Below are 25,885 nucleotides of genomic sequence, written 5' to 3'. Positions count from 1 at the left end.
TGATTTCTGCTTTAGTCAGTCTGTGCGCTGTGAACAGCCTGAAGTTTCCCGGCAATCACTGGCTTCATATCAGCCATAAACTCGCGCAGTACTGCTGCAGCCTCTTCGGGATCATGCTCATAGCCCGCAGCAATGATGATCTCGGCGCCATCATCTCCATTGCCCCAAACTCGATTTAGCGCCTGAATCATTTTGGCAACGTAAGGGTCAGCCGTTTCATAGCCGATCAGCCAGAACCACCTCCAGATCAGCAAGCGCTCTTTCGAAGCATGTAACTGATTCTGGTGCACAGTGAACGGTGCATCACCCAGTGAAATATTCCGCTTGCTTCCATCCATATTTCGCCACCTGCTGTCCCGGTCGCTCACCAGAACATTGCTGGAACTGACCAGTTTGTTATCCTGATCCTGATTCCGGTAATATGTTATATAAAGACCAACATGTTTATTTTCGCGATAGAAATGACCAATGAACTGCCTGGGAGAACCAATATAACCAGGTATCCAGTCAGTAAGAGAAGCTGAGGCTGTACTCCATTTACCGGAAAGATCTGCCACACTGATTTCCGATACCGGGCGTACATCGGATTTATTATTCAAATAATTCAGATAAACTGGCCAGATCATGGCGACTGCCACCACCAGTCCAGCCATGCCCAACGTTGATTTAATCGGGACGGAAAAAGATTCCAGGTCAGCCGGAGAAGAATTCTCAACCGATACGATTCCATCAAGATGATCTTCCCGCCAGAATGAGCCGATCCAGAACAGCAGCAGCATGACCAGACCAAAAAAGATCCAGCCATAAATCAGATGATCGACACCGACCGCCAGTTGCATATCACTGAGATGACCGGTCATGACGATCAGATATGCGCGCACCCCGTTGGCAACGATCGGCACTACGATCGAAAATGCAATGAATATCAGTCTCCGGCTGATACTGTGGTAGGTCAGATAGGCGTAAAGTGTTCCCAACGTCACCGAAGCAATCAGATAACGCACTCCGCTACAGGCTTCCACAACCGACCAGTTACCGCTGGGAATACTGAAGAAACTCCCCTCACGATAAACCGGAATACCAGTTGCCTGTAACGCGCCAACGGTAAAATCAGCTGTAAAATCAATGAGAGGTGGAATAAATACTTCACCGAATGGTACAGCAAACAGCAGATATGCAAGCGGGAACAGAATGGCACTGAAAGCACGCAGACCAAGCAAAGCCCAGACGATCACTGGTATCATTGCGACCAGAGCGTACTGTTCCACCACCACAACACTTGCAGCAGAAGCCAGCAACCACCCCGCCCCCAGCCCGACCAGCACCGATAATGGCATATAGTCAGGACGGTATTGAATCGTCGATAGCATTGCACGCTTTTTCCAGATCATGTACACGCTGAACGGGAGGATCAGGTAACCATGAGCATAGGTATCAGACCGGTTCCAGATAGCTACCATCGATTCGACGGTTGTATGATAAATACCCAGGATGACGGCGATTACCAGCAAGGTGATCAATGCTGCCACACTTCGCCCGTTAATCATTCTGCTGCCGACAGCAGTACGTTGTGATTGAACTGTAATATTCATGGCAGAACCATCAGTCAAAATAACCTTCCGCTAATGTATCTGGATATGGCAGAAACGGCCCATTTTTACTGAACCTTAACCTAGGGTGCCGCAAGCAACGCATCGATTCGTGACAGATTAGCCGGCCAGGTGTAATCCTGCAGAACTCGTTCTCTCGCCAGTCGTCCCATGGTTACCTGTTCATCAGAGTCGAGAAGCAAGAGAATCTGCTCAGCAAAATCCCCGGCATCCCCAGCCACGATCAGTTCCTTCTCTGATACGGCATGAATTCCCTCCATTGCCTGTACGGAAACAACAACAGGTTTTTGCATGGCCATTGCCTCCAGCACTTTGTTCTGGATACCCCGCGCAATCCGCAAGGGAGCAACTGCCACTGCTGCATGTATAAGATACGGCCGAATATCCTCTACAGCGCCGGTCACATAGATCCCCGGCAAATCTGCCAGCATCTGTACCTGTCTGGCGGGTTTAGCACCCACAATATAAAAATCGACATCCGGCTGTTTCGTGCGTATCGCAGGAAATACTGAATTTGCAAACCAGCTTACTGCATCGATATTAGCCCAATAATCCATGGCACCTGTAAACACCAGCACTTTCTTTGCAGCCGGATAAGGATTGGGATAACTGCGCTGAGTGGAAAAAAAATCGGTATCGACACCATTATTGAAGAATGTCGTCTTACTTGCTGCATCCGGCGCAAGCTGCCGGAATAATTCTGCCTCTTTTTCCGAAACGAAAGTCGAATAGCTGAATTCTTCCGCCACTTTCCTTTCATAATTCAGCAAATATCGTGATTCCCTGTGATAAATCCGGTTGAACGGCCACTGCTTTGATAAAGCGTACTGCCGCCATTTATCCGAATCCACATCAACGAAATCGATGATGCGCCGACAACCAGATAAATGTTCAACATACTGCGCCATGGCAGAAGAGAAAACCACAATATCCTGTATGGATTCATTGCTGAACAGCGCTTTAATCCACTGCATCAGCCTCGCGTCGCGATAATAAGCCAGTGTCAGCGGATCATTCCCGAACAACGCAAACAGGCTTCTTATCCTGGCTGACAGCGGATTCAGCCTGACAATGCATACATCCTGACAATACTTTCTGACTTCATCTTCATACTGCCAGTCTTCTTCATCATCAATGAACGTTCCCAAGTACACACGATAACGCTTGCTGAGGTGCTGCAGAAGATGAAAAGAACGTATCTTGTCTCCCTTATTGGGTGGATAAGGAATTCTGTGTGTCAGATAAAGGAGTCCCCGCATCCTTTCTTAACCCAGATTTTTAACGATATGCGGGCCGAGCATATTGGCCAGAGCCAAAGGCATCTTCTGCCAAGCCTTGATAAAAAGCTGATACTTTGGATTAAGCGGATTATGTTCAGGAATCGTTTTTGCTTGATGGAGCTGGTATTCATAAAACAACGGCTGCGGCTCAAACCCCCAGTTCTTTTTAAAACTGTATGATCCGGTTCCTCGCTTGCTGCGTCCGAAATCGAAAACCCGGTAGCCCCGTTCACAGGCACGCCGCATCAGTTCCCAGTACATGAAATCATTACCCGCCAGATCTCGAGCCGCGTCCGTTCCACCGCCATAATAAGGCAGCACTTCATCCCGGAAATAGAAACTCATGACTGCGCTGACTACATTTTCATCTTTAGTGATAATGAGCAGCTCACAATCTTCTGCAAAAACACTTTTCAATAACCGGAAATATTTGCGGGAAAAAACTGGTGTACCCAGGCGATGTACACTGGCTGAATAGGCTCGAAAAAAATGGTCGGTATCCTGATCCAGATAGCTCTGCAACTCATATTTCATCCCTTTACGTACCATGGCACGCTGCTTGCGGGGAATTGCCAGCATGTTTTGCTCTACATCAGAATCCATGGTTTTGCGGAACGTAACGTATAAATCTTTAGTGGGCCAATCGTGGTGAAAAGGGTGAAGATGACGATATTCCAGATAATCAACCTTCAGATATGTTGCCAACATCTGGGCTGCCTGATCAAGGCGGATTCGTGCGTCATCTGATATTGCAGCAATACCACCATACACACAAAATGGCAAAGCACTCAGGCTGTGCCCGAATAACAAACTGTCAATCTCTGCCAGAGGCAATACACCTTGAATACACCCGCCCTCTTCTATATACAGGAACCAGGTTTTATGCCCGAAAGCTTGTTCTATCACCTGCTTCCATCCGGCACGGTGAAAAAAGGTCGCTTCAGGACAAGCCATGATGAACTCATCCCAAGCCTGGAATTTATCTGGGGATAACACAGAAATCCCGGGTAATGCGCCTGGAAACAAATAAGGCGTATTTTGCACAATAGAACCGCTGAAACTCACACCGACTGTCGCAGGAAAATCTGATCCATACGCCCCCAGTCGAAATGTCGGATCAGGGCATCGAGCCGTTTTTCCATACGACCCAGATTAAGGTAATGACGAAAACGCGTCTTGAAGCTAATTCCCACTTGCCGGGGCTGATCGGGATCGATCTCCCATGGGTGAAAATAAAAAATTGCAGGTTGACGATCAACTGAGTTGACTCTCTGCAAAAACCAGCGCGAAACCGCATAGGGCCAAAGACGGAAATAGCCGCCTCCACCTGCTGGAAAATTACGATCCAGCAAGCGTACAGTAGTTACCGGTAATTCAAGTATTTTCCGGGAGCCAGTCGGATTAAAGGCAAAACGCGGAGCGTCCGGCATACCGTAATGATCATGCTCTACCGGATAAATACTGGAACTATATCGATAGCCTGCTTCTTCCAGGTAATCCAGCGCCCAGAGATTATCTTTATTGATAGAAAAACTGGGGGCACGATACCCCCAGACAGACTGCCCACCAATATCTTCCAGCAGGAATTTACTGCGAGCAATATCATCATAAAACTGCCCGCGGCTCAGCTCAGTAACACGGTGATGGGCATAACCATGACTGGCCAGTTCATGACCATTCTCAACAATTCTTTTCACCATGGACGGATAACGCTCTGCTATCCAGCCCAATGTAAAAAAAGTGGCCTTGATTTTATGCTCGTCCAGCAACACGAGAATCCGGTCAATATTGCGCTCGACTCTGCATGGCAAACTATCCCAGGATGAACGCGGAATATACCGGGCAAAAGCCGATACCTGGAAATAATCTTCCACATCAATGGTCAACGCATTACGGATCATAAGATTCATTCAGGAGAAACCGCCAGATCAAACTCTTTTTGAATATCGAGCATTACTTCATTCGCTTCAGCTTTACCCAAAGTCTGTAATTCTTCCAAACACCCCATAATCAGCAATCTGTCACAAAACAGATTGATTTTACGAGGAATCCCGGCAGAAAAATTATGTATCACTTCAAAAATCTCATCCTGCAGTACAGGACTTCCATTCCAACCGGCTTTTTGAAGACGATGTTCGATATAGGCCCTGGTTTCCGCCTGATCCAGCGGACCCAGATGATAGGTGGCAATCACTCTCTGGCGCAGTTGCTGCATTTGACTGCCGAGCAACGTCCTCCTGAACTCTGGCTGGCCAAGTAAAAAGGTTTGTAACAAAGGCCTGTTATCTGACTGAAAGTTCGATAACATCCGCAATTCTTCAAGTGTCTGCGGAAGAAGATTTTGTGCCTCATCAACCACTAGTAAAACTCGTGTACTTTCCCGTTCACACTTACGCATAAATTGTTCAAGCTCGAGCAGCAATGCAGCCTTGGACAGACCTTCATAAGAAAGGCCAAAAGCAGCAGCTACCATTCTCAAGGCATCATCCGGGTCCAGCCGTGTACTCACCAATTGTGCAGCCGCCACCCGCTCTTGCCTCAACTTCTGGAACAGGTAGCGCATCAGGGTTGTTTTGCCAGCGCCTACATCACCCGTAATGATAATAAAACCATCTTCCTGCGAAAGGCCGTATTCAAGATAAGCCGCAGCACGTTTATGGCCTCGACTGGGAAAAAAGAAATTCGGGTCGGGTTTTAACTGAAACGGCTTCTCGGCAAAACCATAGTAGGCTAAATACATAATAAAGCTTCAACTTTCTAAAAATTCATATTCAAAGTCGCTGTCACCGCATTGGCATCATAGCTACTATTATTGCGATTGGATTCACGCTGCAGGTGATAGTACATGATCGAACCAGTGATATGAGAGGTAAATTGTTTATTCAAGCCCGCCCTCACTATCATGTTGTCATCTTTCAGATTAACTGCATCATAACTGGTTCTTATGTATCCCAGATTGATATTGGCACTTGTTCTAGGAGACAACCGATAATTCCACAATATATTACCCCCAGTCTGCGTAGTATCCCGGGTCAGTACTGCATTACCGATACCAATCAAATCAGCATCCTCCTCATCCGAACTGAATGATTTTCTGGAATAGTTAAATCCACGAAATACAAGTGAGTTTTTCTTACCATTTATAGTAAGCGAGGCCTGTAAACGTCTAAGTAAAAACAAACGATTAGTCAGAAAATTATTTGGATCAGCAAATGAGGATGGAAGCCCTTGGTTCAATAACGCTTCTCCTCCCTGCAAACCAGAAAATAACTGGCTCAACATAGAGGCATTCAGAATCGAGCCACCAGCCAGAGATTGCTGACCGAAAGTGGAGATATCTTCTATGTAACTCAGATTCCATACTGTATTGCGAGTACGGTGATCAACTGACGCCGCGTAAGTATTCCCGAAAAATCTTTTTCCTCCCGATGCATCAATTTTTGTCCTTTTGGTAGGCGTCCAGGAAAAACCAACTGTCCACAAAGGGCTGGATGTTCGCCCTCTTATCGAAATAAAACTGTTACGTTCATACCCCGCTGTACCGATCAGGTTAAATTGTGACGTTACAGCATATCTGAGCATACCAGTAGTTCGTTCCAGCTCAATCGTTTGCAACCTCCCAAGATTGGGCCTGGCATATTTTCTATCGATCTGTGTATGACTGTAATTGATTCCCCAGCCAAGCGTCTTGAACGCCGAACCGCTATTCAGAGAAAGAATTGCTGTATCAGAACTGCTATTGGAAAAATTGTTGACATTTGAACTAACCTCGCCGTGAACGTAGCGAACTTCACCTGAAGCAAGATTGCTGAAACGCTGGCGCACATAGGGGCTGATACTCCACCTGTAAATATTTCTCAGATTCCCTGTCAAGGTAGCATTATCCAGCGCCTGAGATCCAAATAAAAAAGCATTCTGCTGGGAAATTGCTGCTCGACCATCTATAAAAAAATGGTGCTTGATAATTTCAGCACTCGTATCAGCATTCAATAAATTCCGTATCCGGAATCGCTCATTTTTTGCATAAACGAGATTATTCAAAGTGTAACTAAGATTCGATTTAAAGCGACGTCCTTCGCCTGTTATATTCACTCCTGGACTGATCTGTGTAATAAACTCACTCCCGCTGCCAAGCCCGCCAAATCCCCCGAAACCGCTCCCTCCACCCAATCTTACATTATCAGTATATGTCTCACTAACCGTTAACCGTGGCTGAATATTCCACTCTGCTGCACTTACCTGAAACCCCCAGCTACTCAATCCAACAATACAACCAACCCTCAGACACATCCTCAAACGGGAGAGATTGTCATTACCGCACCCAAATGATTTCATCAATAATAGCCGTAGTATCCGGTGCTGCCATGTGCTCTGGCTTTGTTATAAATGAGGTTAACTACATCGCATGCCTCGATCTGCTGTAAAGCCTCTTTTACCGTCTGCTGAGTTGTCCTCTCCGCCTCGACTACCAGCACGATTTGTCCCATCTGGCTTGCCAGCACTCGCGCCTCACTGGTCAACAATAACGGGGGAGAATCAAAAATCACCACACGATCATGATAGCGTTGCGCAAGCTCTACCAGAATAGAATGCATACTCTGGCTGGCCAGCAATTCAGTTGCATGTGTATGGCGCCTCCCTGCCGGTATCAGCGTCAACTTCTTTATATTGGTTTTCATCATCACATCAGATATCGACAGCTGTGAATCACGAAGCATATCCAGCAATCCCGGTTCTTCCGGACTAAAGCCCAAGGTTGCAGGAATAGAGGGACGCGCGACATCAGCATCCACCAGCAAAACCCGATGGTCCATTTCCATTGCGATACTCATTGCCAAATTCAGTGAGCAAAAGCTTTTCCCTTCTCCGGATAAAGAGCTGGTAACCATGATCAGGTTACCGTTCTTTACTCCACTGTCCGGATTGAATGCGTTAGCAAGTAACGGACGCTTTATCAGCCGAAACTGTTCAGCTATTTCAGATTTAGTATGGTGAAGAGTGACAACACCCTTACGGTGCAGATTTTCCAGATCGACTTCGATTCTTTTAACTGTCTTTTTTGTGTCAGCAGCTTTATTAATCCGATCAGCTCCCGCCTCTTCTTTGATAATCCTGCCGTACCCAGTTTTTTTACCCGGCACTCCATCAGATGAAAATAACGAATCGGGGCCAATTCCTTCACGAGAATCATGCTGCGACACACCGCCTGGCATAAAGCCATTCATATCATTCTTTACAAGCTTGTCCGCAGCCCTTTCTATCAGGCTCATATCCACTCCATCATTATATTACAACCCTTACACCATCAATTCAGGCAGCTGTCATCCCATGTGGCTTTACATAAATCATCAAGACAACATAGCATGCCATCAGCATCAACAGAGAAATACCAAACGCATAAATCTTCCTCTTGTCTTTTAATTTTTGCTGTTCTGTCCATACCATTGGAATCGTCCCCAGAATCGGCAAACCTGTCAGCTCCCTCAAAGTACTCTGGCTATGGAATGTTGGCCGGATCTGGCTAATAATGAAAGCAAAACCAATTCCTCCCGCTAGGGCTCCAATCAAAACAAGTGTAAAAAATTTCTTGCGATCCGGTCCGGATGGAGCTTCTGGAACCGTAGGAGGATCAACGATCCTGAAAGACATCAAGCCTGAAGTAGAAGTCAGCTCACCAGAGATTTCAGCAGATGCTCTACGCTCCAGCAGCTTCTCATAATTGGCTTTATTCACATTGTAATCACGGTTGAGCTGCTGCATCTCCACCTCTACGGCAGGAACCGTATTACTCATCGATTTCAGACGTTCAAAGCGGGCTTCATACTCCGCCACCCGCGCCTTCATGGATGCCACTTGTGCTTCGGATTCAGCCAGTGCGATATTCAGTTGCTGCATCATCGGATCATAATTTCTACCACGATTATTGACTGTACCGGCAAGTTTGGCTTCTTCGACCTTACGCTCCTCCAATTGAGAAATCAGTCGTTTGGTGGCGACAACATCAGGATGTTGATCGGTAAAATTCAACATCAAATTATCCAGATTCGTATTCAATGCCTGAATACGGGAATCGATCTCCGGATTGACAATACTTTGCGGTGATACTTCACCCACTTCGAACAACAGCACCGGCTCATCACCCGTTATCTGTTTCTTGACTGCATCACGTGCCTGCTCAGCCTCAAGCAAGGTAAGCCTGGCCTTTTCCAACTCTTCTGCAGCCGATACCAGTTGACTGTAGTAATCCCCCCCCTGTCCGGGCAAAAAACCAATATTCTTCTGTTTGAAAGCCGTCAATGCTGCTTCGGCAGCAACCAGCTTTTCCTCATAGGCAGCAATTTGCTGGTCGATAAAACGCAATGCAGAAGCTGAATCCTGTTTTTTACCTTCCAACCCACCTTCAACAAAAATAGTCAATAGTGACTGGACAATGTCCTTGGCCAGCCTGGGATCTTTATTATCATATGAAATCATGAAAATATTATCGCTACCCGTCGTTGAAAGCTTAATATCCTTCATCAGGGTAGTGACCAGCTTTTCTCTGGCACTGTCATCTGTAATCTTGATATCCAGATCAACCATACGAATGATTCTCTCGACATTCGGTCGACTGATGAGTGTTCGGCTCATTATGGTAATCTGCTGGTCCGGGTTGGGGGATACCGTCATCCCGGCCATCAGCGGGCGCAGAATACTCTGGGTATCGACGTAAATCCGTGCAGAAGCCTGATAATTGTCCGGCATCTGATAAACGAAGAACCAGCCCGCAATCGCGACAATCCATGCGGTCGCAACTGAAGCCCATCTATATTTCCAGATACCCTTGATATAAACCAGCAGTTGAGCAATCAACTCACTCATATCGGGTCACCTCTTCATTTATCACGATCAAATCAATCAAAAAAAGCTTTCAGGAATAACCAGCACATCGCCCTGGTAAACCGGAACATTGGCGGAGATATCACCATCCCGAATCAGGTCTTCCAGTCTGACCCGGAATTGCTGCTGTTCACCATCGACATTCCGAATAATTCTTGCTCTGTTTCCTGCTGCAAAATCAGTCAACCCTCCCACCGCAATCATGACATCCATCAATGACATGTTTTCCCGGTAAGGTAATGCCTGTGGTTGCGCTGCCTCGCCGATCACCCGGATCTGCTCACTGAACGGTCCGACGAAACCAGTTATAACGACGGTGACTACCGGCTGCTGTAAATATTTAGAAAGAGTCTCTTCGATATTACGTGCCAGTTCGGTTGAAGTCTTTCCACTTGCCGGCAAATCCTCTACGAGTGGTGTAGTAATCTTCCCGTCCGGACGCACCGGCACACTCATGGATATTTCCGGATTGCGCCAAACGATGATATTTAATGTGTCACCCGGTCCGATCAGATAATCATGCGGCACCTGTTCACCTTGAGTAGAAAGTAATGGATAAGTCGTGCAACCACCGAGTGCAAGCAGATAAAAAATGACTGATAGACTGACTATCCAGGCTTTAATGGAAATATTCACTCGAAACCCTCAATAAAAAACAAATATGTCTCTAACCCCGGTTCTCACTACAATCACTACAGCTGCATATATTACTATTACTCGCCTGCAAACCGAGTGTTAACTTATGTTTATCTATCAGTTCAGCAGCGTTCCGTAAAAATAACCGGAGTCGTAACGAAAAATCTGCTTGTGACAACGGAACAACTTATTACACTTTTAAATAGCGGGATATGACTAATATCACTTTTTTTCACCCGGATATGGCACCAGATAAACATAACTCCGCTACCCATCAGAAATATTACGATTGAACCATATCGATAAATCAACCATCTAATATTTTTTAACACGACAGGCATTTTTGGAGTTATACAGTACACATTTACAACAGTGACCGACTGATCCAGGATTGCTGCTAGTGTTTCCCTTCTCCGGCATGACATCGATGAGGCCTTGAACCAAACGATGTAAATTCTACTCTGAGCACTTCTCCACCCACTTTCTTGGCCATTTCTTGAAATTCGGTAACGTGTATCTCGGCCGGAACAATAAAAACTTGAACTTCCCCCGACTTATAATGAACTGTAATTTTCATACCCCCCCCGATGATAAGTTCATATCCGCTCAGACAAACGACTCTACCCGCTTGATGGAATGCTTCACTTCTTCAGCGCCAGTATTTGCCTTTTACATTTTTGCCTTTTAATATAATTAAGATGTAAATCGTCTGCTCTGCCATACTGGCTGCCGGCTTTAAACTGTGGCTTTTTCTTATTAAATCCCGGCAGAAATTCCCCAGATTCTAGATTGTTCAGATCAATTCAAATTCAGGATTAATAAAGCATTTATGGCCCAATACGTTTTAATTATGAATCGCGTCGGCAAAATCGTTCCTCCCAAACGCGTCATTCTCAAAGACATCTCGCTGAGTTTCTTTCCAGGAGCAAAAATCGGCCTGCTCGGCCTGAATGGTTCTGGTAAATCTACCCTGTTAAAAATCATGGCCGGTGCGGATAAAGATTTTGAAGGGGAATGTACACCCATGCCAGATCTCAAGATTGGCTACCTGCCGCAGGAACCGCAACTGGATCCCAAACTTACCGTGCGCGAAACAGTTCAGGAAGGGCTAGGAGACGTGTTCAACGCACAACAACAACTGGAAGCGGTTTATGCAGCCTATGCCGAACCAGATGCCGATTTCGAAGTACTGGCAGCCGAACAGTCACGACTGGAAGCAATACTAACGACACAAAATGGGGATAATTTATCCCAACAGATGGAAATAGCCGCTGATGCACTGCGCCTCCCGGAATGGGATGCTCATATCCAGCATCTTTCAGGAGGAGAAAAACGTCGCGTTGCACTCTGCAGACTGCTTCTATCCAAGCCGGACATGCTGCTTTTGGATGAGCCTACCAACCATCTGGATGCAGAATCAGTCGAATGGCTCGAGCAGTTTCTTGCACGTTTCCCCGGCACAGTAGTAGCCGTTACACACGACCGGTATTTCCTGGATAACGCAGCAGAATGGATACTGGAGCTGGATCGCGGCCACGGTATCCCCTGGAAAGGAAACTATTCAAGCTGGCTGGAACAGAAAGAAACACGCCTGAAACAGGAAGAAAGTGCAGAATCCGCCCGCCAGAAATCACTCAAACAAGAGCTGGAATGGGTACGGCAAAATCCCAAAGGCAGGCAAGCGAAATCCAAGGCCCGCCTGGCCCGGTTTGAAGAACTCAGTTCCCAGGAATACCAGAAACGCAACGAAACACAAGAGATCTTCATTCCCGTCGCAGACAGACTGGGAAATGAAGTCATTGAATTTATCAATGTCTCCAAGGGATTTGGAGATCGCCTGCTGATTGACAATCTGAGTTTCAGAATACCGCCAGGTGCAATCGTTGGAATCATCGGCCCCAATGGTGCCGGAAAATCCACCCTATTCCGCATGATTACGGGAAAAGAACAGCCGGATACAGGTGAAATCAAAATAGGTGAAACAGTCAAAATCGCCCATGTGGATCAGTCACGTGATGCTCTGTCCGATAGTCAGACCGTATTCCAGGCCATCTCAGGCGGAAACGACATGCTCATCGTCGGCAAATATGAAGTACCTGCACGCGCCTACCTTGGCCGCTTCAATTTCAAAGGTCCTGACCAGCAGAAAATCACCGGGACACTTTCCGGTGGTGAACGAGGCCGGCTGCACCTTGCCAAAACACTGATAGCGGGAGGTAACGTATTGCTGCTGGACGAACCTTCCAATGACCTGGATGTAGAAACATTGAGAGCACTGGAAAATGCCTTGCTGGAATTTGCCGGTTGTGTGCTGGTGATTTCTCATGATCGCTGGTTCCTGGATCGCATTGCCACCCATATCCTGGCCTTTGAAGGCAATTCACAAGTCACGTTTTTTACAGGCAACTACCAGGAATACGAAGCCGACAAACGCCAACGCCTTGGAGAAGAAGCGGCCAAACCCAAACGAATTCGCTACAAACCGATTACACGTTGACCAGTCGCTTGCGCTCAGCAATTCCATAAAAACTCAACCTTTACTGTAATTTACTGTATACTTACCGCCCTGCCTCTATCAAGTCAAGGCAGGGTTTCAGGTTTCATCGTTTCTGACCTCTCCAGATTTTTTCTTCTCGAAATTGTGCAGTATCCCTGGTTAGCAGCGATGTTTTATAGATATGCGCCAGCGGTACCAGCATTGTTTGCTGCGGTATATTCCTGTTCGCGCATTAAATTTCTTCATTATCAGGAAAACCAAAGTGTCATTTGAAAATTTGAATCTGCATCCCGCAATCGTAAAAGCCGTACTGGCAGCGGGTTATACTGCCCCCACCCCCATTCAGCAGCAAGCCATTCCGGATCTGATCGCAGGCCATGATGTCATGGCAAGTGCACAGACCGGAACCGGCAAAACAGCCGCCTTCATGCTGCCGGCATTGCATCGTCTGGCCACACCCGCACAAATTCGCGGACGTGGCCCGCGCATACTGGTTCTGACACCAACACGTGAACTGGCTCTGCAGGTTTCCGATGCTGCCAGCAAATATGGAAAATTCCTGCCACGTATCAATGTCGTCAGTATTCTGGGCGGTATGCCCTACCCCCTGCAAAATAAACTCCTGTCACAAACCGTCGATGTACTGGTCGCCACACCCGGGCGTTTGATCGATCACATCGAACGCGGGCGGATAGATTTTTCGCGGCTGGAAATGCTGGTACTGGACGAAGCAGATCGCATGCTGGATATGGGATTCATCCAGGATGTCGAGCGCATCGCTCTCTCGACACCCGCAACCAGGCAAACACTGCTGTTCTCGGCAACGCTGGACGTTGCAATCGAGAAAATCGCCACACGTCTGCTGAAAGCACCGAAACGCATTCAGGTGGCTGCTCAGCATACCAAACTCGATCACATCGAACAGCGTATGCATTATGTAGATGACCTCACGCACAAAAACAGGCTACTGGACCATCTGCTGCGTGACACCACCATCAAACAGGCAATCGTATTTACTGCAACGAAACGTGATGCCGATTCCCTCGCAGATAACCTTTCTTCCCAGGGACATAAGGCTGCCGCCATGCACGGAGACATGACGCAGCGTGAACGTACACGCACTCTGACCGGCCTGCGTCAGGGCCGGCTCAAGATTCTGGTGGCTACGGATGTCGCCGCACGCGGAATCGATATTGCCGACATTACCCATGTCATCAATTTCGATTTGCCAAAGTTTGCAGAAGACTATGTGCATCGGATCGGGCGGACCGGCCGGGCTGGCGCTTCCGGTATCGCAGTTTCGTTCGCATCCGGGAAAGATGTTGCTCATCTGAAGAGAATCGAACGGTTTACCGGCAATCGCTTTGAATTTCATGTCATACCCGGTATAGAACCACGTACCAAACCAAGATTTGGTCGTAGTGACGACAAACCAGGAAGAAGACCATCTTCCTCTGCTGCTGCACACAAAACCAGACGTTCATGGTCGGACAATCCCAATACACGCACGGCTTCCCCAGGTCACCGAGGAGACAAAGATGCTGGGTTCGGGCAACCATTTGGTCGTGAAACCCGTAAACGTCCGTTCAGGGACAGCAAATTCAACAGCGCCGATCGTTTTGCCCGCACGGAGTAAAACTGGATCTCCCGGGTATTGATTGTCATGTCGATACCCGGGTCATTTAGCTCGCTGCGTAACTCACCACATGATTTATGTCGCTTTCTCCCGCCTGACAACCCACATACTGGCATTCATGCCGGAAAAATCTGCACATGATCTGTTCAGAACTCAGAAAAGTGCGCTGACAGCTTCTTCTACTCGCTCCACAGCGATGATTTCGATTCCTTTGACAGCTTGCCTGGATTGATTGGCCTTTGGAATCACCGCACAGGTAAAACCCAGTTTGGCAGCTTCTTTAATCCGCTCCTGTCCTCGCTGTACCGGCCGTACTTCACCTGCCAGTCCAATTTCTCCAAATATGACTGTTTTTTCAGGCAGAACCCGATTCTTCAATGACGAAACGATCGCCAGCATTACCGCCAGATCAGCTCCTGGCTCAGTAATTTTGACCCCCCCGACCGCATTGATGAAAATATCCTGATCGAAACAGGGGATACCGGCATGACGATGCAACACCGCCAACAACATTGCCAACCGGTTCTGTTCCAGTCCGACGCACAATCTTCTGGGACTGGGTGCATGCGCCTCATCCACCAATGCCTGGATTTCTACCAGCAGAGGACGTGTGCCCTCTTGCGTTACCATTACACAAGTACCCGCTACACGCACACCATGGTGAGAAAGAAACAGTGCTGAAGGATTTCCCACTTCCCGCAATCCTTTTTCAGTCATGGCGAAGACGCCCAGCTCGTTAACCGCCCCAAAACGGTTTTTGAAAGCACGAATCAAACGAAATGTTGAATGCGTATCTCCTTCAAAATAGAGCACCGTATCCACCATGTGCTCCAGAACACGCGGCCCGGCCAATGAACCATCCTTGGTTACATGCCCTACCAGTACGATACAGGTACCACTGGTTTTTGCGAATCGGGTCAATCGTGCTGCACATTCACGCACCTGAGCCACCGAACCGGGTGCAGACTGTAATGTTTCGGAATAAATTGTCTGAATCGAATCGATAATTGCGATACGCGGACGATGCTCAGCCAGAATCGATTGGATCGCCTCCAGCCGGATCTCAGTCAACAAATCAACCCTGGCCACATCCAGAGACAGCCGCCTTGCACGCAACGCTACCTGCTGCATGGATTCTTCACCGCTGACGTACAACACCCGATGATGAGCAGACATTCGAGACAACGCCTGTAACAACAACGTCGATTTACCTATACCCGGATCGCCACCTAATAACACAACCCCGCCTTGTACCAGCCCCCCTCCCAGCACCCTGTCAAACTCATCCATTCCCGTCAGGAAACGAGGCATATCCTCAGTCTCGACCTCGCTCAAACTCAACACCTGTTTCTGCATCGAATCTGGCGAAAAACGCAGTACATTCTTCTCTTGTACAGTCTCAGTCAGCGTATTCCATTCACGGCAATGCGGGCACTGACCCTGCCATTTCAAAGTCTGTCCGCCACAAGAATTGCAAACGTAAAGTGTCTTGAGCCTGGTCATGAACAGATCACATAACTGGAATTTTCGGATAGATGACAGTAAAGCCCGCTATTACGACCAGCGCGCTCTTGCCAGATAGAACAGTAATACAAGTGATAACCCTTTACGCAAAGCAGCTCGACGATAAACAGGCTGAAAAACTGATAAAATAGCACCCGTTGTTCGCCGCAAACCGGAGAGGTACCGAAGTGGCCATAACGGCGCTGACTCGAAATCAGATGGTCAGGATTTCCTGGCACGTGGGTTCGAATCCCACCCTCTCCGCCAAATGCCAAGTATATATCAAACATTTTCTACCCTCGCCAGATAGCCCTGAGTAACCACATCCTCCAGCAGCAAATCTGGCTGGTTATTGGCAACGACAGCAAAGCATAATAAAACTAGAATAGGTTTATACCCTTTTACTTCTTACCCTACTTCCCCGTAATAAAACTGACTGATCCACTCATTGCAACCAGAGAACCCGAAAGCTGTATCACAGCAGCTGTGCTCGGTCACATTTCAGCCGGCGCATCGCGTGATATCAAGGAATGGCTGAAATCGGATCGTTGCCGGTGCTATAATTTCGCAAATCCGACTGGTAATGCTGCCAAATTTTCAAAAATATCACTTCCGTGTTTCCGGTTTTACCCTTCAATTCCACACATCTGCTGGTCTTTATGAACGACCGGGACCCTCACCGGCAGTATTCATACATCCCAGTATCCACACATAACATCATATTTAATCCGTTGGAGGAATAATGAGTCATACCCTGTATGAAACCAAAACACCGCGTGTACAGCGCTGCGAACTGGCTGTTCCGGGTTCCCGTCCCGAAATGTTTGAAAAAGCGCTGAAAAGCGGAGTGGACTTCATATTTCTGGATCTGGAGGATGCAGTCGCACCAGATGACAAGATCCAGGCAAGAAAAAATATCATTCAGGCAATCAATGATCTGGACTGGAAAAGTCACGGTGTCACGCTTTCTGTACGCATCAATGGTCTCGATACCCAATATATGGTGCGTGATGTGGTCGATCTGGTAGAGCAGGCCGGGCACAAGATCGATACGTTGCTGATTCCCAAAGTAGGTGTTTATGCTGATGTTTACATGGTCGAAGCCATGCTCAGCCAGCTTGAAATGCAGCAGGGGCTGAAAAACCGGATCGGTGTGGAAGCACTGATCGAAACGGCACTGGGGATGGCCAATGTTGAAGATATCGCCCGCAGAGGAACGGCCGGACGTCTGGAAGCATTGCATTTCGGTGTAGCTGACTACGCTGCCAGCAATCGTGCACGTACCACCAATATCGGCGGGCTCAATCCGGATTATCCTGGAGATCAGTGGCACGCAGCCATCAGCAGAATGACCGTTGCCTGCCGCGCATTCGGCCTGCGACCAATCGATGGCCCATTTGGTGACATTCAGGATCCCGAAGGTTACAAACAGGCAGCCAGACGTGCTGCAGCACTGGGTTGTGAAGGTAAATGGGCAATTCATCCGACACAGATCGCGCTAGCCAATGAAGTCTTCACCCCACCTGCAGCAGAAGTCGACAAAGCCAAACGCATTCTGACAGCATTGAAGGAAGCTGCAGCTCAAGGTAAAGGTGCAGCCTCACTTGATGGCCGGTTAATTGATGCCGCCTCGGAAAGAATGGCAAACAACATCGTCAAAATGGCAGAAGCGATCGCTGCCAAAAGCAAATAAACAAATATCCAGGGAAACTCTGAAAAATTACTGCACACTTAGCCATCCCCTATTGGAATCAGGCATACAACACTCATTCATCTTCGTGAACCGTGCTTTTCCGCCTGATTTCATCCTGACTGGCTAATTGATCACACCTTTCCAGAATTTTTTCAAATCCAACAATTCCATCAAATTCAAGGGAGAAGATATTGGATATCCATGAATATCAGGCCAAGGAAATCCTGGCTGAATACGGTATCAAGCTGGCTGAAGGCGGACTGGCACACACTGTGGAAGAAGCGGTACAACGCAGCCGGGAAATCGATGGCAATGTGTGGGTCGTCAAGGCACAAATCCATTCCGGCGCCCGTGGTAAAGCAGGCGGTGTCAAAGTATGCCGGACACATGAAGAAATCGAAGTCGCAGCTGAATCACTGCTGGGAAAAAAACTGGTCACACACCAGACCGGCCCGGCGGGTAAACTCTGCTCCAGACTGTATATCGAAGCCGGTACCGAAATTGCCCGGGAAGTGTATCTCGCTTTCATGATCGATCGCAGTCATGAACGTATCGTCATGGTGGGTTCCGCACAGGGGGGAATGGATATCGAGACCCTGGCAGCCACGAATCCTGATGCCATCAAAAAAATTCACATCGAGCCTGCTGTCGGCCTGCAGGATTTCCAGGCAAGAACCATGGCTTTTGCACTGGGTCTGGAAGATGTTCTGCTCAATCACGCCGTCAAGACGATCAGAGGTTGCTACCGCGCCATGCGCGATCTGGATGCGAACATACTCGAAATCAACCCGCTGGTTGTCACGCGCAACAACGAGCTGATCGCACTGGATGCGAAGATGAGCTTTGATGAAAATGCACTGTTCCGGCGCCACCGGATTTCCGAATTGCGTGACAACTCACAAATCGATTCGCGCGAAATTGCTGCAGCGGAAGCAGGTCTCAGTTACGTCGGACTGGATGGTGACATCGGCTGCATGATCAATGGCGCCGGGCTGGCAATGGCGACCATGGATATGATCAAACTGGCCGGCGGCGAACCGGCCAATTTTCTGGATGTCGGCGGCGGCGCATCTGCCGAGCGAACTGAAAAAGCATTCCGGCTGGTACTGGCGGATAACAACGTAAAAGCCATGCTGGTCAATATCTTTGCCGGTATTAACCGCTGTGACTGGATCGCCGAAGGTGTGGTTCAGGCTGTACGGAATATCGGAATGACGGTCCCTCTGGTCGTGCGCCTGTCTGGCACCAACGTGGAAGAAGGCCGCCGTATCATCGCTGACAGCGGGTTGCCGATCATTACTGCAGAAACCCTGGCCGATGCAGCAGAGAAAGTAGTGCACGCTCGCAACCAAGCTGCAGTTTGAATAACACGAACAAAAAAGGGGAATAGAAAAGTGGCAATTCTCATCAATGAGCAGACGCGGATCATCGTACAGGGCTTTACCGGCCGGATCGGCACCTTCCATGCTCAGGAAATGATCGATTACGGATCTAATGTAGTGGGAGGCGTAACGCCCGGCAAAGGCGGGCAGAAACACCTGGGGCTGCCAGTATTCAATACCGTCCGGGAAGCAGTCGAGCAGGCAGGTGCGGAAGCCAGTATCGTATTCGTCCCGCCGGCATTTGCGGCTGATTCGATTATGGAAGCAGCCGATGCCGGTATCAAATATTGCGTATCCATCACCGATGGCATTCCAACCCAGGACATGATGACCGTCAAAAACTTCTTACGCCTCTTCCCTGGGAAAGACAGAATGATGCTGACCGGCCCCAACTGTTCAGGCACTATCAGCCCCGGACGGGCGATGCTGGGCATCATGCCGGGGCATATTTACAGCCGTGGGGTCGTTGGTGTCGTCGGCCGTTCCGGTACACTGGGTTATGAAGCTGCCGACCAGATGCGACGGCTGAATATCGGGATTTCGACTTCGGTAGGTATTGGCGGAGACCCGATCATCGGCAGTTCACATCGGGATGTACTGCAAAAGCTGGAAGAAGATCCGGAAACCAAAGTCACGCTGATGATTGGTGAAATTGGTGGCCCAATGGAAGTAGAAGCAGGACTGTTCGCCAGGGAAAACATGAGCAAACCGCTGGTTGCCTACATTGCCGGCCTGACTGCACCTCCCGGAAGACGGATGGGACACGCCGGAGCAATCATCTCTTCAGCCGGTGAAAGCGCAGCAGAAAAAGTGGAAAGACTGAAAGAACTGGGCGTCACCATCTGCCCGACTCCGTCTCTAATGGGTGAAACCGTCGCAAAAGTTCTGGCCGGACTTTAATCTGGACAAGGAACCCTACCCGGCCAGTACTCTGCCTGAAGAAGCAAATTATTAGGCAGCCAGTTTCGCCCGCTCACCGCATCCTGCGGGTTGGTATCCAAAAGGGCACCCAACTTGACTTGATTACAGCCAGGTTGGGTGCATAGCGAAGTAAAATCAACGCGTGTCAAAACGATCCAGGTCCATCACCTTTGCCCATGCCTGGGCAAAGTCATGTACGAATTTCTCTTTGGTATCGTCCGATGCATAAACTTCGGCAACCGCACGCAACTCGGAGTTGGAACCGAAGATCAGATCAACGGGCGTAGCTGTCCATTTGATCTGGCCGGTAGCACGGTCCCGCCCCTCGTAAAGACCTTCGGTTGCCGACCTTGCCCATTTAGTAGACATATCGAGCAGGTTCACAAAGAAGTCATTGGTCAAGGTACCGGGCCGGCTGGTGAATATCCCGTGTCGGGAATGACCAGCATTGGCATCCAGCGCCCGCATGCCGCCGACCAGCACCGTCATTTCAGGTACGCTCAAGGTCAGGAAGTTCGCACGCTCGACCAGCATTTCCGCAGGCGAATACGCATTACCCTTACCAAAATAATTGCGGAAGCCGTCGGCTTTAGGCTCCAACACCGCGAACGACTTGACGTCGGTTTGCGCTTGCGCGGCATCCATACGGCCCGGTTTGAAAGGTACCTGCACCTTGTAACCGGCTTTCCTGGCAGCTTCTTCCACGGCCGCGGAACCACCCAGCACGATCACGTCAGCAAACGACACTTTCTTGCCGCCTTTCAGCGTACGATTGAAGTCGTTCCGGATGGATTCCAGACGAGTCAGCACCTTGGCCAGTTCGGCTGGATCATTGACTTCCCAATCCTTTTGTGGCGCCAGGCGAATGCGCGCGCCGTTGGCACCGCCGCGCATATCGGTACCGCGGAAGGTAGCGGCAGAAGCCCATGCCGTCCGGGCCAGTTCAGGTATCGTCAAACCCGAGGCCAGGATCGCCGACTTCAGCCTGGCGATATCCTGGGCGTCGATCAGCTTGTGATCAACTTTGGGGATAGGATCCTGCCAGATAAAGTCTTCCGCAGGTACCTCGGCACCGACGTAGCGGGCCTTGGGTCCCATGTCGCGATGGGTCAGCTTGAACCACGCCTTGGCAAACGCAATTCCGAATTCCTTGGGATTATCGAGAAAACGCTTGGAGATTTTCTGGTACTCAGGGTCCACTTTCAAAGCGATATCGGTTGTAAACATGATCGGTGCATGGCGTTTAGTCGGATCGTGCGCGTCTGGAACGAAGTTGTCGCCTTTGCCGCCCTTCGGAATCCATTGCGTCGCACCGGCCGGGCTCTTGGTTGTTTCCCATTCGAAAGCGTACAGCCAAGTTAAATAGTCATGCGTCCAGCGCGCCGGATTGGTCGACCACGCCCCTTCCAGACCACTGGTGACTGTATCGACGCCATAGCCGCTGCCACATTTATTGGCCCAACCCAAACCTTGCTCCTCGATACCGGCCGCGGCCGGTTCTTTGCCAACGCATTCTTCCGGCTTGTGCGCCCCGTGCGCCTTGCCGAAGGTATGGCCACCGGCGATCAGAGCCACCGTCTCTTCGTCATTCATCGCCATACGGCCGAAGGATTCGCGGATATGCCTGGCAGCTGCCAACGGATCGGGGTTACCGCCCGGCCCTTCCGGGTTGACGTAGATCAGCCCCATCTGCACGGCAGCCAGAGGCTTCGCCAGTTCGCCTCTTTTATCATGGCGCTCATCGGCGAGAAATTCCTTTTCGGTTCCCCAGTTGACGATCTCGGCTTCCCAATCATCCGGTCGCCCACCCGCAAAACCTATGGTTTTGAATCCCATATCCTCCAACGCCACATTGCCGGCCAGCACCATCAGATCAGCCCAGGAAAGCTTGCTGCCGTATTTCTGTTTGATCGGCCATAGCAAGCGCCGCGCTTTGTCCAGATTGACGTTATCCGGCCAGCTGTTGAGCGGTTCGAAGCGTTGCTGTCCGCCGGAAGCGCCACCACGTCCGTCGAAAATGCGGTACACGCCGGCACTATGCCAGGCCATGCGAATGAACAATGGTCCGTAGTTGCCGTAGTCCGCCGGCCACCAGGGCTGGGAGGTATGCAGTACGTTCGCGATGTCCTCTTTCACCGCTTTGAGGTTGAGCGTTTTAAACTGTTCGGCATAGTTGAACGCTTTGCCCAACGGGTTAGACTCAGCCGAATTCTGGCGCAACGGTCTCAGATCCAGTTGATCCGGCCACCAAAAACTGTTCATCGTCGGTTGCGGTTGCGACTCGGCCTGGATCGGATTGACCGTCAACACGGTGGATATGGCAACTGCCATTGCAGAAACCAGAAATGTTTGTTTCATTTTCATAAGTACTCCTTTACTCTTTGTTGGGAGGGTAATGTGAAAAAACATACCGGAGAATTTCGAGTTTAGACTCCTCCGGCGAAAAGAACCAGCGACTTGTCAACACCTGGCCCATCGCCGCGAATAAAGGGATAATGAACGATCAGAATGGCGCTGCCTTTTCGTTTTTCATGGGAACTCTCCCGGATGAGTAACAGACCTATGGATCAGGTGCACCCATGCAGAGTACTAACGTGCCAAGCTCGGGAGCGCACCCTTGCGGTGTATCTCTTGGAGCAATAGGTTGGATGTCACTTCAGTAGATGGAAAGAAGAGTTGCATTACCTGCTCGTACCGTGTGCTCAAAGAAAGTTTGAAGTTCCTTGACCATACTCCATAGTTCTTCCAATTGCCGTTGCCGTTCAGTATGTTCGGAAGAAACTTTCCAATAGATCTCGGTCGCTTCAATCTCACTGGCGACATAAGCAGAGTCCAGCATCTTGAACGACTGAGTATCGAGAAATCCAGCGACAGCCCTGGAAAGCTCAGAGTCAAAGAGACGAATTGGCCCATAGCCTTGGTCAGGCCCGATCTCCTCGCCTCCTGATATGAGAAATCCGCCAGGCCATGGACTTTCTGCATTGGTGCCAGAAAACAGGAAATGCAGGATATGCCAAGCTTGATTGAGTTCAAATATGTCGCTTTCTGCGACAGGTTCGAACTGCTGCCCTGAAGAAGAAAGTTGTTTCGGGGGCTTCCCAAAGAGCTTTGAGAGGAAGCTGACCTTCGGAGGAGGCGCAGTAAAGCCAACCAACTCGCCGATCGCGTCGGGAAAATCTTTCAGCTTTGTGACCTGCTCAGGGGTGATTCGATACAAGCTGCACAACATGCTCATGATTTATGATCTCCGTGCAGTGTAAGTGAAGTGCTCCTGTTGAACGATCGGGCTCATTGTGGAGTAGGCTGCACCTTACCAACGAAAAAGCGCCCTGAGAACGGGTGGCTTTGAGTAAATATCCGCCGGAGCGCTAAACAGCTCTTCGTCACGATCAGGGCGCTTCCCAGTCATCATAGACACTATTTCGAAAACGATATCTTCACCGAGTGCATCTAGGGTAAATGTTTCGCCATCGTCGTCCACATAGACAATTTCTCCATCACCGTTAGAGATCTCTGCGTACTGACTTGTCACTTTCCGCTCGGCGGACAACACCTTGCCTGTGCTTGCAAAAACACCGTCGTCGCCCGAAGCAGCGAAACAACGCTTCAACTCTCCCTTTTCGTAAAGCGCAAACGCCGCAAGATTAACGACACTATGCAATACGCAACATAGTATTTGCCGATCGGCAAAGTTGGCCACAAGACGGTTAGCATCTTGACCTGCTGGATAGTCAATTATGCTCGTCGGCAGCTTTGGGTCAGCCACCAGAGTACAGCCGGAATACGCCCCGATTACCAAGGAGCGGGGTGGGAACATGTCGCCACAAGTGCCACGCTTGTGAATAGAGTAGCCCGGACGGCCAATCACCTCCAACAACTCTTCTCGGCTGGCAACGTCCCCCTCAATAAGGATTAAATCTGTCTTCCATCCCATTTATGATCCTTCTCTCCGTAGCGACCGGCCATGCAGTCTAACGCCAAAGCTCACCTGCGGGAGCCTTCACTGACGCTCCCATGTAATATCTGTCCCACAATTCCTCCTGTGTTAGTAGTGAGTCATATCACAATATGGGACTAAACACCTAGCGGGTCGAAAATTGTGCAACACTCCGAAACAATCAAGATACACGCAGTGTATTGAAGATTGTCGGACATAGCCGCGAGGCGATATTCGCTCGAATGAGGGGATAAGCAGCGCTATGCGCCATTCCCCAAATTCGATCAATTCGCAACCCGTTAGACGACATGGCTAAACGCCGAAGCCGGGATGCTTGAAGGACCGAGGCAAACGCTCTTGCCACGTATCTCCGACAAAGCGATCTAGCAGCATTGAGTTACCCACGGTGTAGTGAACCTCTGTACCGATCGGAGTATTCAGCTCAACGAGCTTCTGCCGGATAACACCTAATGCTCGGTCACGATCTGTGACGTCAATGTCGATCCCGCAGAACTTTACGCGAGGACAACCGTCAGGATATGGCTCGCCAAGCTGAGAGCCCCCACCAGAGATGCTACCGACGCCAACTACCTCCAACACCTCAGTCAATGGGTCCTCGAACTGTTCACCCCTCATGAGAGGTTGAATATCGCCAGGGATCATCACGTAAATGAACATCTCCGGATCCAATCCTGGATCAGTCTCGGCCGGAAACCTACCCGAACGACCGAGAAGCTTGCGCAGGAACTTAAACATGTCATCTAACGGGTCGCGAATTGTGCGACACCCCGAAATAATTGAGATACACGCAGTGTATCGAAGATTGTTGAGTGGACATAGCCGCAAAGCGATGTTCGGTCGAATGAAGGGATAGGCAGCGCTGTGCACCGTTCCCCGAATTCGATCAAGTCCGCGACCGTATCCGTATCAAACACTATAGCTTACGTACCGAAACCCAATATACACAATGGATAAAGCGTTTTATTCTGTTCCATGGCAAACGTCATCCACAAGCAATGGGCGCAGCAGAAATAGAGGCGTTTTTAACGCATTTGGCAGTAGCGGGTAAGGTATCAGCCTCAACTCAAAATCAGGCATTGTCGGCTTTACTGTTTTTGTATAAGGAGATACTGTCAATTGATTTACCTTGGCTGAATGAGATCGTCCGTGCCAAGCAACCTCAGCGGTTGCCCACTGTTCTGACACGTACCGAAGTACAGGCTATCTTGGTCAGGATGAGCGGAACCTATGGTCTGATGGCGAACCTTCTGTATGGCACAGGAATGCGTTTGATGGAATGTGTGCGCCTCAGGGTAAAGGATGTGGATTTCGAACGCAGGGAAATTCTGATTCGCGATGGTAAAGGGGCGAAAGATCGAATCACCATGTTACCGGAATCATTGGCAGATCCTTTACAAACACATTTGCTTCATCGCCGGATTTTGTTCGATGATGATAGCCGCTTAGGTAAGGCATCGGTATATTTACCAGATGCATTGGAACGCAAATACCCCAACGCAGCAATGGATTGGGCATGGCAATATATTTTCCCTTCCGGAAGTTTCTCGATCGACCCACGCAGTGGTACCGAGCGGCGGCATCATATCGACGAAAAGCTATTGCAACGAGCAATGAAAAAAGCAGTGCAGGCCAGCGGTATAACCAAGTTGGCCACTCCGCATACTTTACGCCACTCGTTTGCGACTCATTTACTCGATTCTGGTTACGATATCCGCACTATCCAGGAGCTGCTTGGCCATAAGGATGTCCATACCACGATGATTTACACCCATGTTCTCAATAAAGGCGGACAAGGCGTTAGAAGTCCACTGGATATGTAAAATCAGTACTGCCAGCTAGACCACATATCACCTGACGATTCATCCAGCTGATGCCCGCAAGCGGGCACAG

At 49.3% G+C, this 25,885-nt stretch carries 19 protein-coding genes and 1 tRNA gene; 7 read left to right on the top strand and 13 right to left on the bottom strand.

What is annotated here, in order from left to right:
- Positions 1–11: 11 nt before the first annotated feature.
- The 9 genes from xrtA to HRU73_RS01355 form a co-directional block, all read right to left on the bottom strand.
- Positions 12–1,592 (bottom strand): exosortase A, encoded by a 1,581-nt coding sequence (xrtA, locus tag HRU73_RS01395; RefSeq protein WP_287399141.1) that lies wholly within the window; start codon positions 1,590–1,592, stop codon positions 12–14.
- 80 nt (positions 1,593–1,672) lie between these two features.
- On the bottom strand, positions 1,673–2,869 hold the full coding sequence (locus HRU73_RS01390; protein WP_287399139.1) for a TIGR03087 family PEP-CTERM/XrtA system glycosyltransferase: 1,197 nt from the start codon (positions 2,867–2,869) through the stop codon (positions 1,673–1,675).
- A 6-nt stretch (positions 2,870–2,875) separates the two neighbouring features.
- Complete coding sequence (locus tag HRU73_RS01385) at positions 2,876–3,892, bottom strand: FemAB family XrtA/PEP-CTERM system-associated protein (protein WP_371937211.1); 1,017 nt, start codon at positions 3,890–3,892, stop codon at positions 2,876–2,878.
- Positions 3,893–3,951: 59 nt separating this feature from the next.
- Entirely contained in the window at positions 3,952–4,800 is an 849-nt protein-coding gene (locus HRU73_RS01380; protein ID WP_011112348.1) for an XrtA system polysaccharide deacetylase, read from the bottom strand.
- Positions 4,797–5,630 (bottom strand): XrtA/PEP-CTERM system-associated ATPase, encoded by an 834-nt coding sequence (locus tag HRU73_RS01375; protein WP_287399138.1) that lies wholly within the window; start codon positions 5,628–5,630, stop codon positions 4,797–4,799. Before HRU73_RS01375 ends, HRU73_RS01380 begins: the two co-directional genes overlap by 4 nt.
- 17 nt (positions 5,631–5,647) lie before the next feature.
- Positions 5,648–7,225 carry a TIGR03016 family PEP-CTERM system-associated outer membrane protein gene (locus HRU73_RS01370; protein WP_287399137.1) on the bottom strand — a complete coding sequence of 526 codons (1,578 nt, stop codon included), beginning with the start codon at positions 7,223–7,225 and terminating at the stop codon, positions 5,648–5,650.
- Positions 7,225–8,160: an XrtA-associated tyrosine autokinase gene (locus tag HRU73_RS01365; RefSeq protein WP_287400020.1), complete on the bottom strand. Its 936-nt coding sequence runs from the start codon at positions 8,158–8,160 to the stop codon at positions 7,225–7,227. The genes HRU73_RS01370 and HRU73_RS01365 overlap by 1 nt, the downstream gene beginning before the upstream one ends.
- A 40-nt stretch (positions 8,161–8,200) precedes the next feature.
- Complete coding sequence (locus HRU73_RS01360; RefSeq protein ID WP_287399136.1) at positions 8,201–9,751, bottom strand: XrtA system polysaccharide chain length determinant; 1,551 nt, start codon at positions 9,749–9,751, stop codon at positions 8,201–8,203.
- Positions 9,752–9,787: 36 nt separating this feature from the next.
- Positions 9,788–10,405, bottom strand: coding sequence for an XrtA/PEP-CTERM system exopolysaccharide export protein (locus HRU73_RS01355; protein WP_011112353.1), 618 nt, complete (start codon positions 10,403–10,405; stop codon positions 9,788–9,790).
- Positions 10,406–11,234: 829 nt separating this feature from the next.
- Here HRU73_RS01355 and ettA point away from each other — a divergent pair.
- The gene (gene ettA, locus HRU73_RS01350) at positions 11,235–12,902 is read left to right on the top strand and encodes an energy-dependent translational throttle protein EttA (RefSeq protein WP_287399134.1); all 1,668 of its coding nucleotides are present in this window, start codon (positions 11,235–11,237) and stop codon (positions 12,900–12,902) included.
- 262 nt (positions 12,903–13,164) lie between these two features.
- A complete protein-coding gene (locus tag HRU73_RS01345) occupies positions 13,165–14,538 on the top strand; it encodes a DEAD/DEAH box helicase (RefSeq protein WP_011112355.1) in 1,374 nt (457 codons plus the stop codon).
- A gap of 153 nt (positions 14,539–14,691) precedes the next feature.
- Here HRU73_RS01345 and radA read toward each other — a convergent pair whose 3' ends face one another.
- A complete protein-coding gene (gene radA, locus HRU73_RS01340) occupies positions 14,692–16,041 on the bottom strand; it encodes a DNA repair protein RadA (protein ID WP_287399132.1) in 1,350 nt (449 codons plus the stop codon).
- A 174-nt stretch (positions 16,042–16,215) separates the two neighbouring features.
- On the opposite strand from radA, the gene HRU73_RS01335 reads away from it, so the two are divergent.
- The 4 genes from HRU73_RS01335 (at position 16,216) to sucD (ending at position 20,016) form a co-directional block, all read left to right on the top strand.
- Positions 16,216–16,308 (top strand) — tRNA-Ser (locus HRU73_RS01335).
- 475 nt (positions 16,309–16,783) lie between these two features.
- The gene (locus tag HRU73_RS01330) at positions 16,784–17,734 is read left to right on the top strand and encodes an HpcH/HpaI aldolase/citrate lyase family protein (RefSeq protein ID WP_287399131.1); all 951 of its coding nucleotides are present in this window, start codon (positions 16,784–16,786) and stop codon (positions 17,732–17,734) included.
- Positions 17,735–17,925: 191 nt separating this feature from the next.
- Positions 17,926–19,098 carry a malate--CoA ligase subunit beta gene (locus HRU73_RS01325; RefSeq protein WP_011112358.1) on the top strand — a complete coding sequence of 391 codons (1,173 nt, stop codon included), beginning with the start codon at positions 17,926–17,928 and terminating at the stop codon, positions 19,096–19,098.
- 30 nt (positions 19,099–19,128) lie between these two features.
- Positions 19,129–20,016, top strand: coding sequence for a succinate--CoA ligase subunit alpha (gene sucD / locus HRU73_RS01320; RefSeq protein ID WP_287399129.1), 888 nt, complete (start codon positions 19,129–19,131; stop codon positions 20,014–20,016).
- Between the two features lie 156 nt (positions 20,017–20,172).
- Here sucD and katG read toward each other — a convergent pair whose 3' ends face one another.
- From katG to HRU73_RS01305, 3 genes are all read right to left on the bottom strand, one after another.
- Positions 20,173–22,395: a catalase/peroxidase HPI gene (gene katG / locus HRU73_RS01315; RefSeq protein ID WP_287400018.1), complete on the bottom strand. Its 2,223-nt coding sequence runs from the start codon at positions 22,393–22,395 to the stop codon at positions 20,173–20,175.
- Positions 22,396–22,693: 298 nt separating this feature from the next.
- The gene (locus HRU73_RS01310; RefSeq protein ID WP_011112360.1) at positions 22,694–23,272 is read right to left on the bottom strand and encodes a YfbM family protein; all 579 of its coding nucleotides are present in this window, start codon (positions 23,270–23,272) and stop codon (positions 22,694–22,696) included.
- Between the two features lie 75 nt (positions 23,273–23,347).
- A complete protein-coding gene (locus tag HRU73_RS01305; protein ID WP_287399128.1) occupies positions 23,348–23,971 on the bottom strand; it encodes a DUF6928 family protein in 624 nt (207 codons plus the stop codon).
- A 923-nt stretch (positions 23,972–24,894) separates the two neighbouring features.
- On the opposite strand from HRU73_RS01305, the gene HRU73_RS01300 reads away from it, so the two are divergent.
- Positions 24,895–25,815, top strand: a complete 921-nt coding sequence (locus tag HRU73_RS01300) for an integron integrase (protein WP_502709311.1) — start codon at positions 24,895–24,897, stop codon at positions 25,813–25,815.
- Positions 25,816–25,885: the final 70 nt, after the last annotated feature.

Source organism: Nitrosomonas sp. H1_AOB3, from assembly GCF_015709435.1.
Taxonomy (GTDB): Bacteria; Pseudomonadota; Gammaproteobacteria; order Burkholderiales; family Nitrosomonadaceae; genus Nitrosomonas; species Nitrosomonas europaea.
Note: the sequence above shows the minus strand (reverse complement) of the source record. Positions and strands in the feature narration are given on the sequence as shown.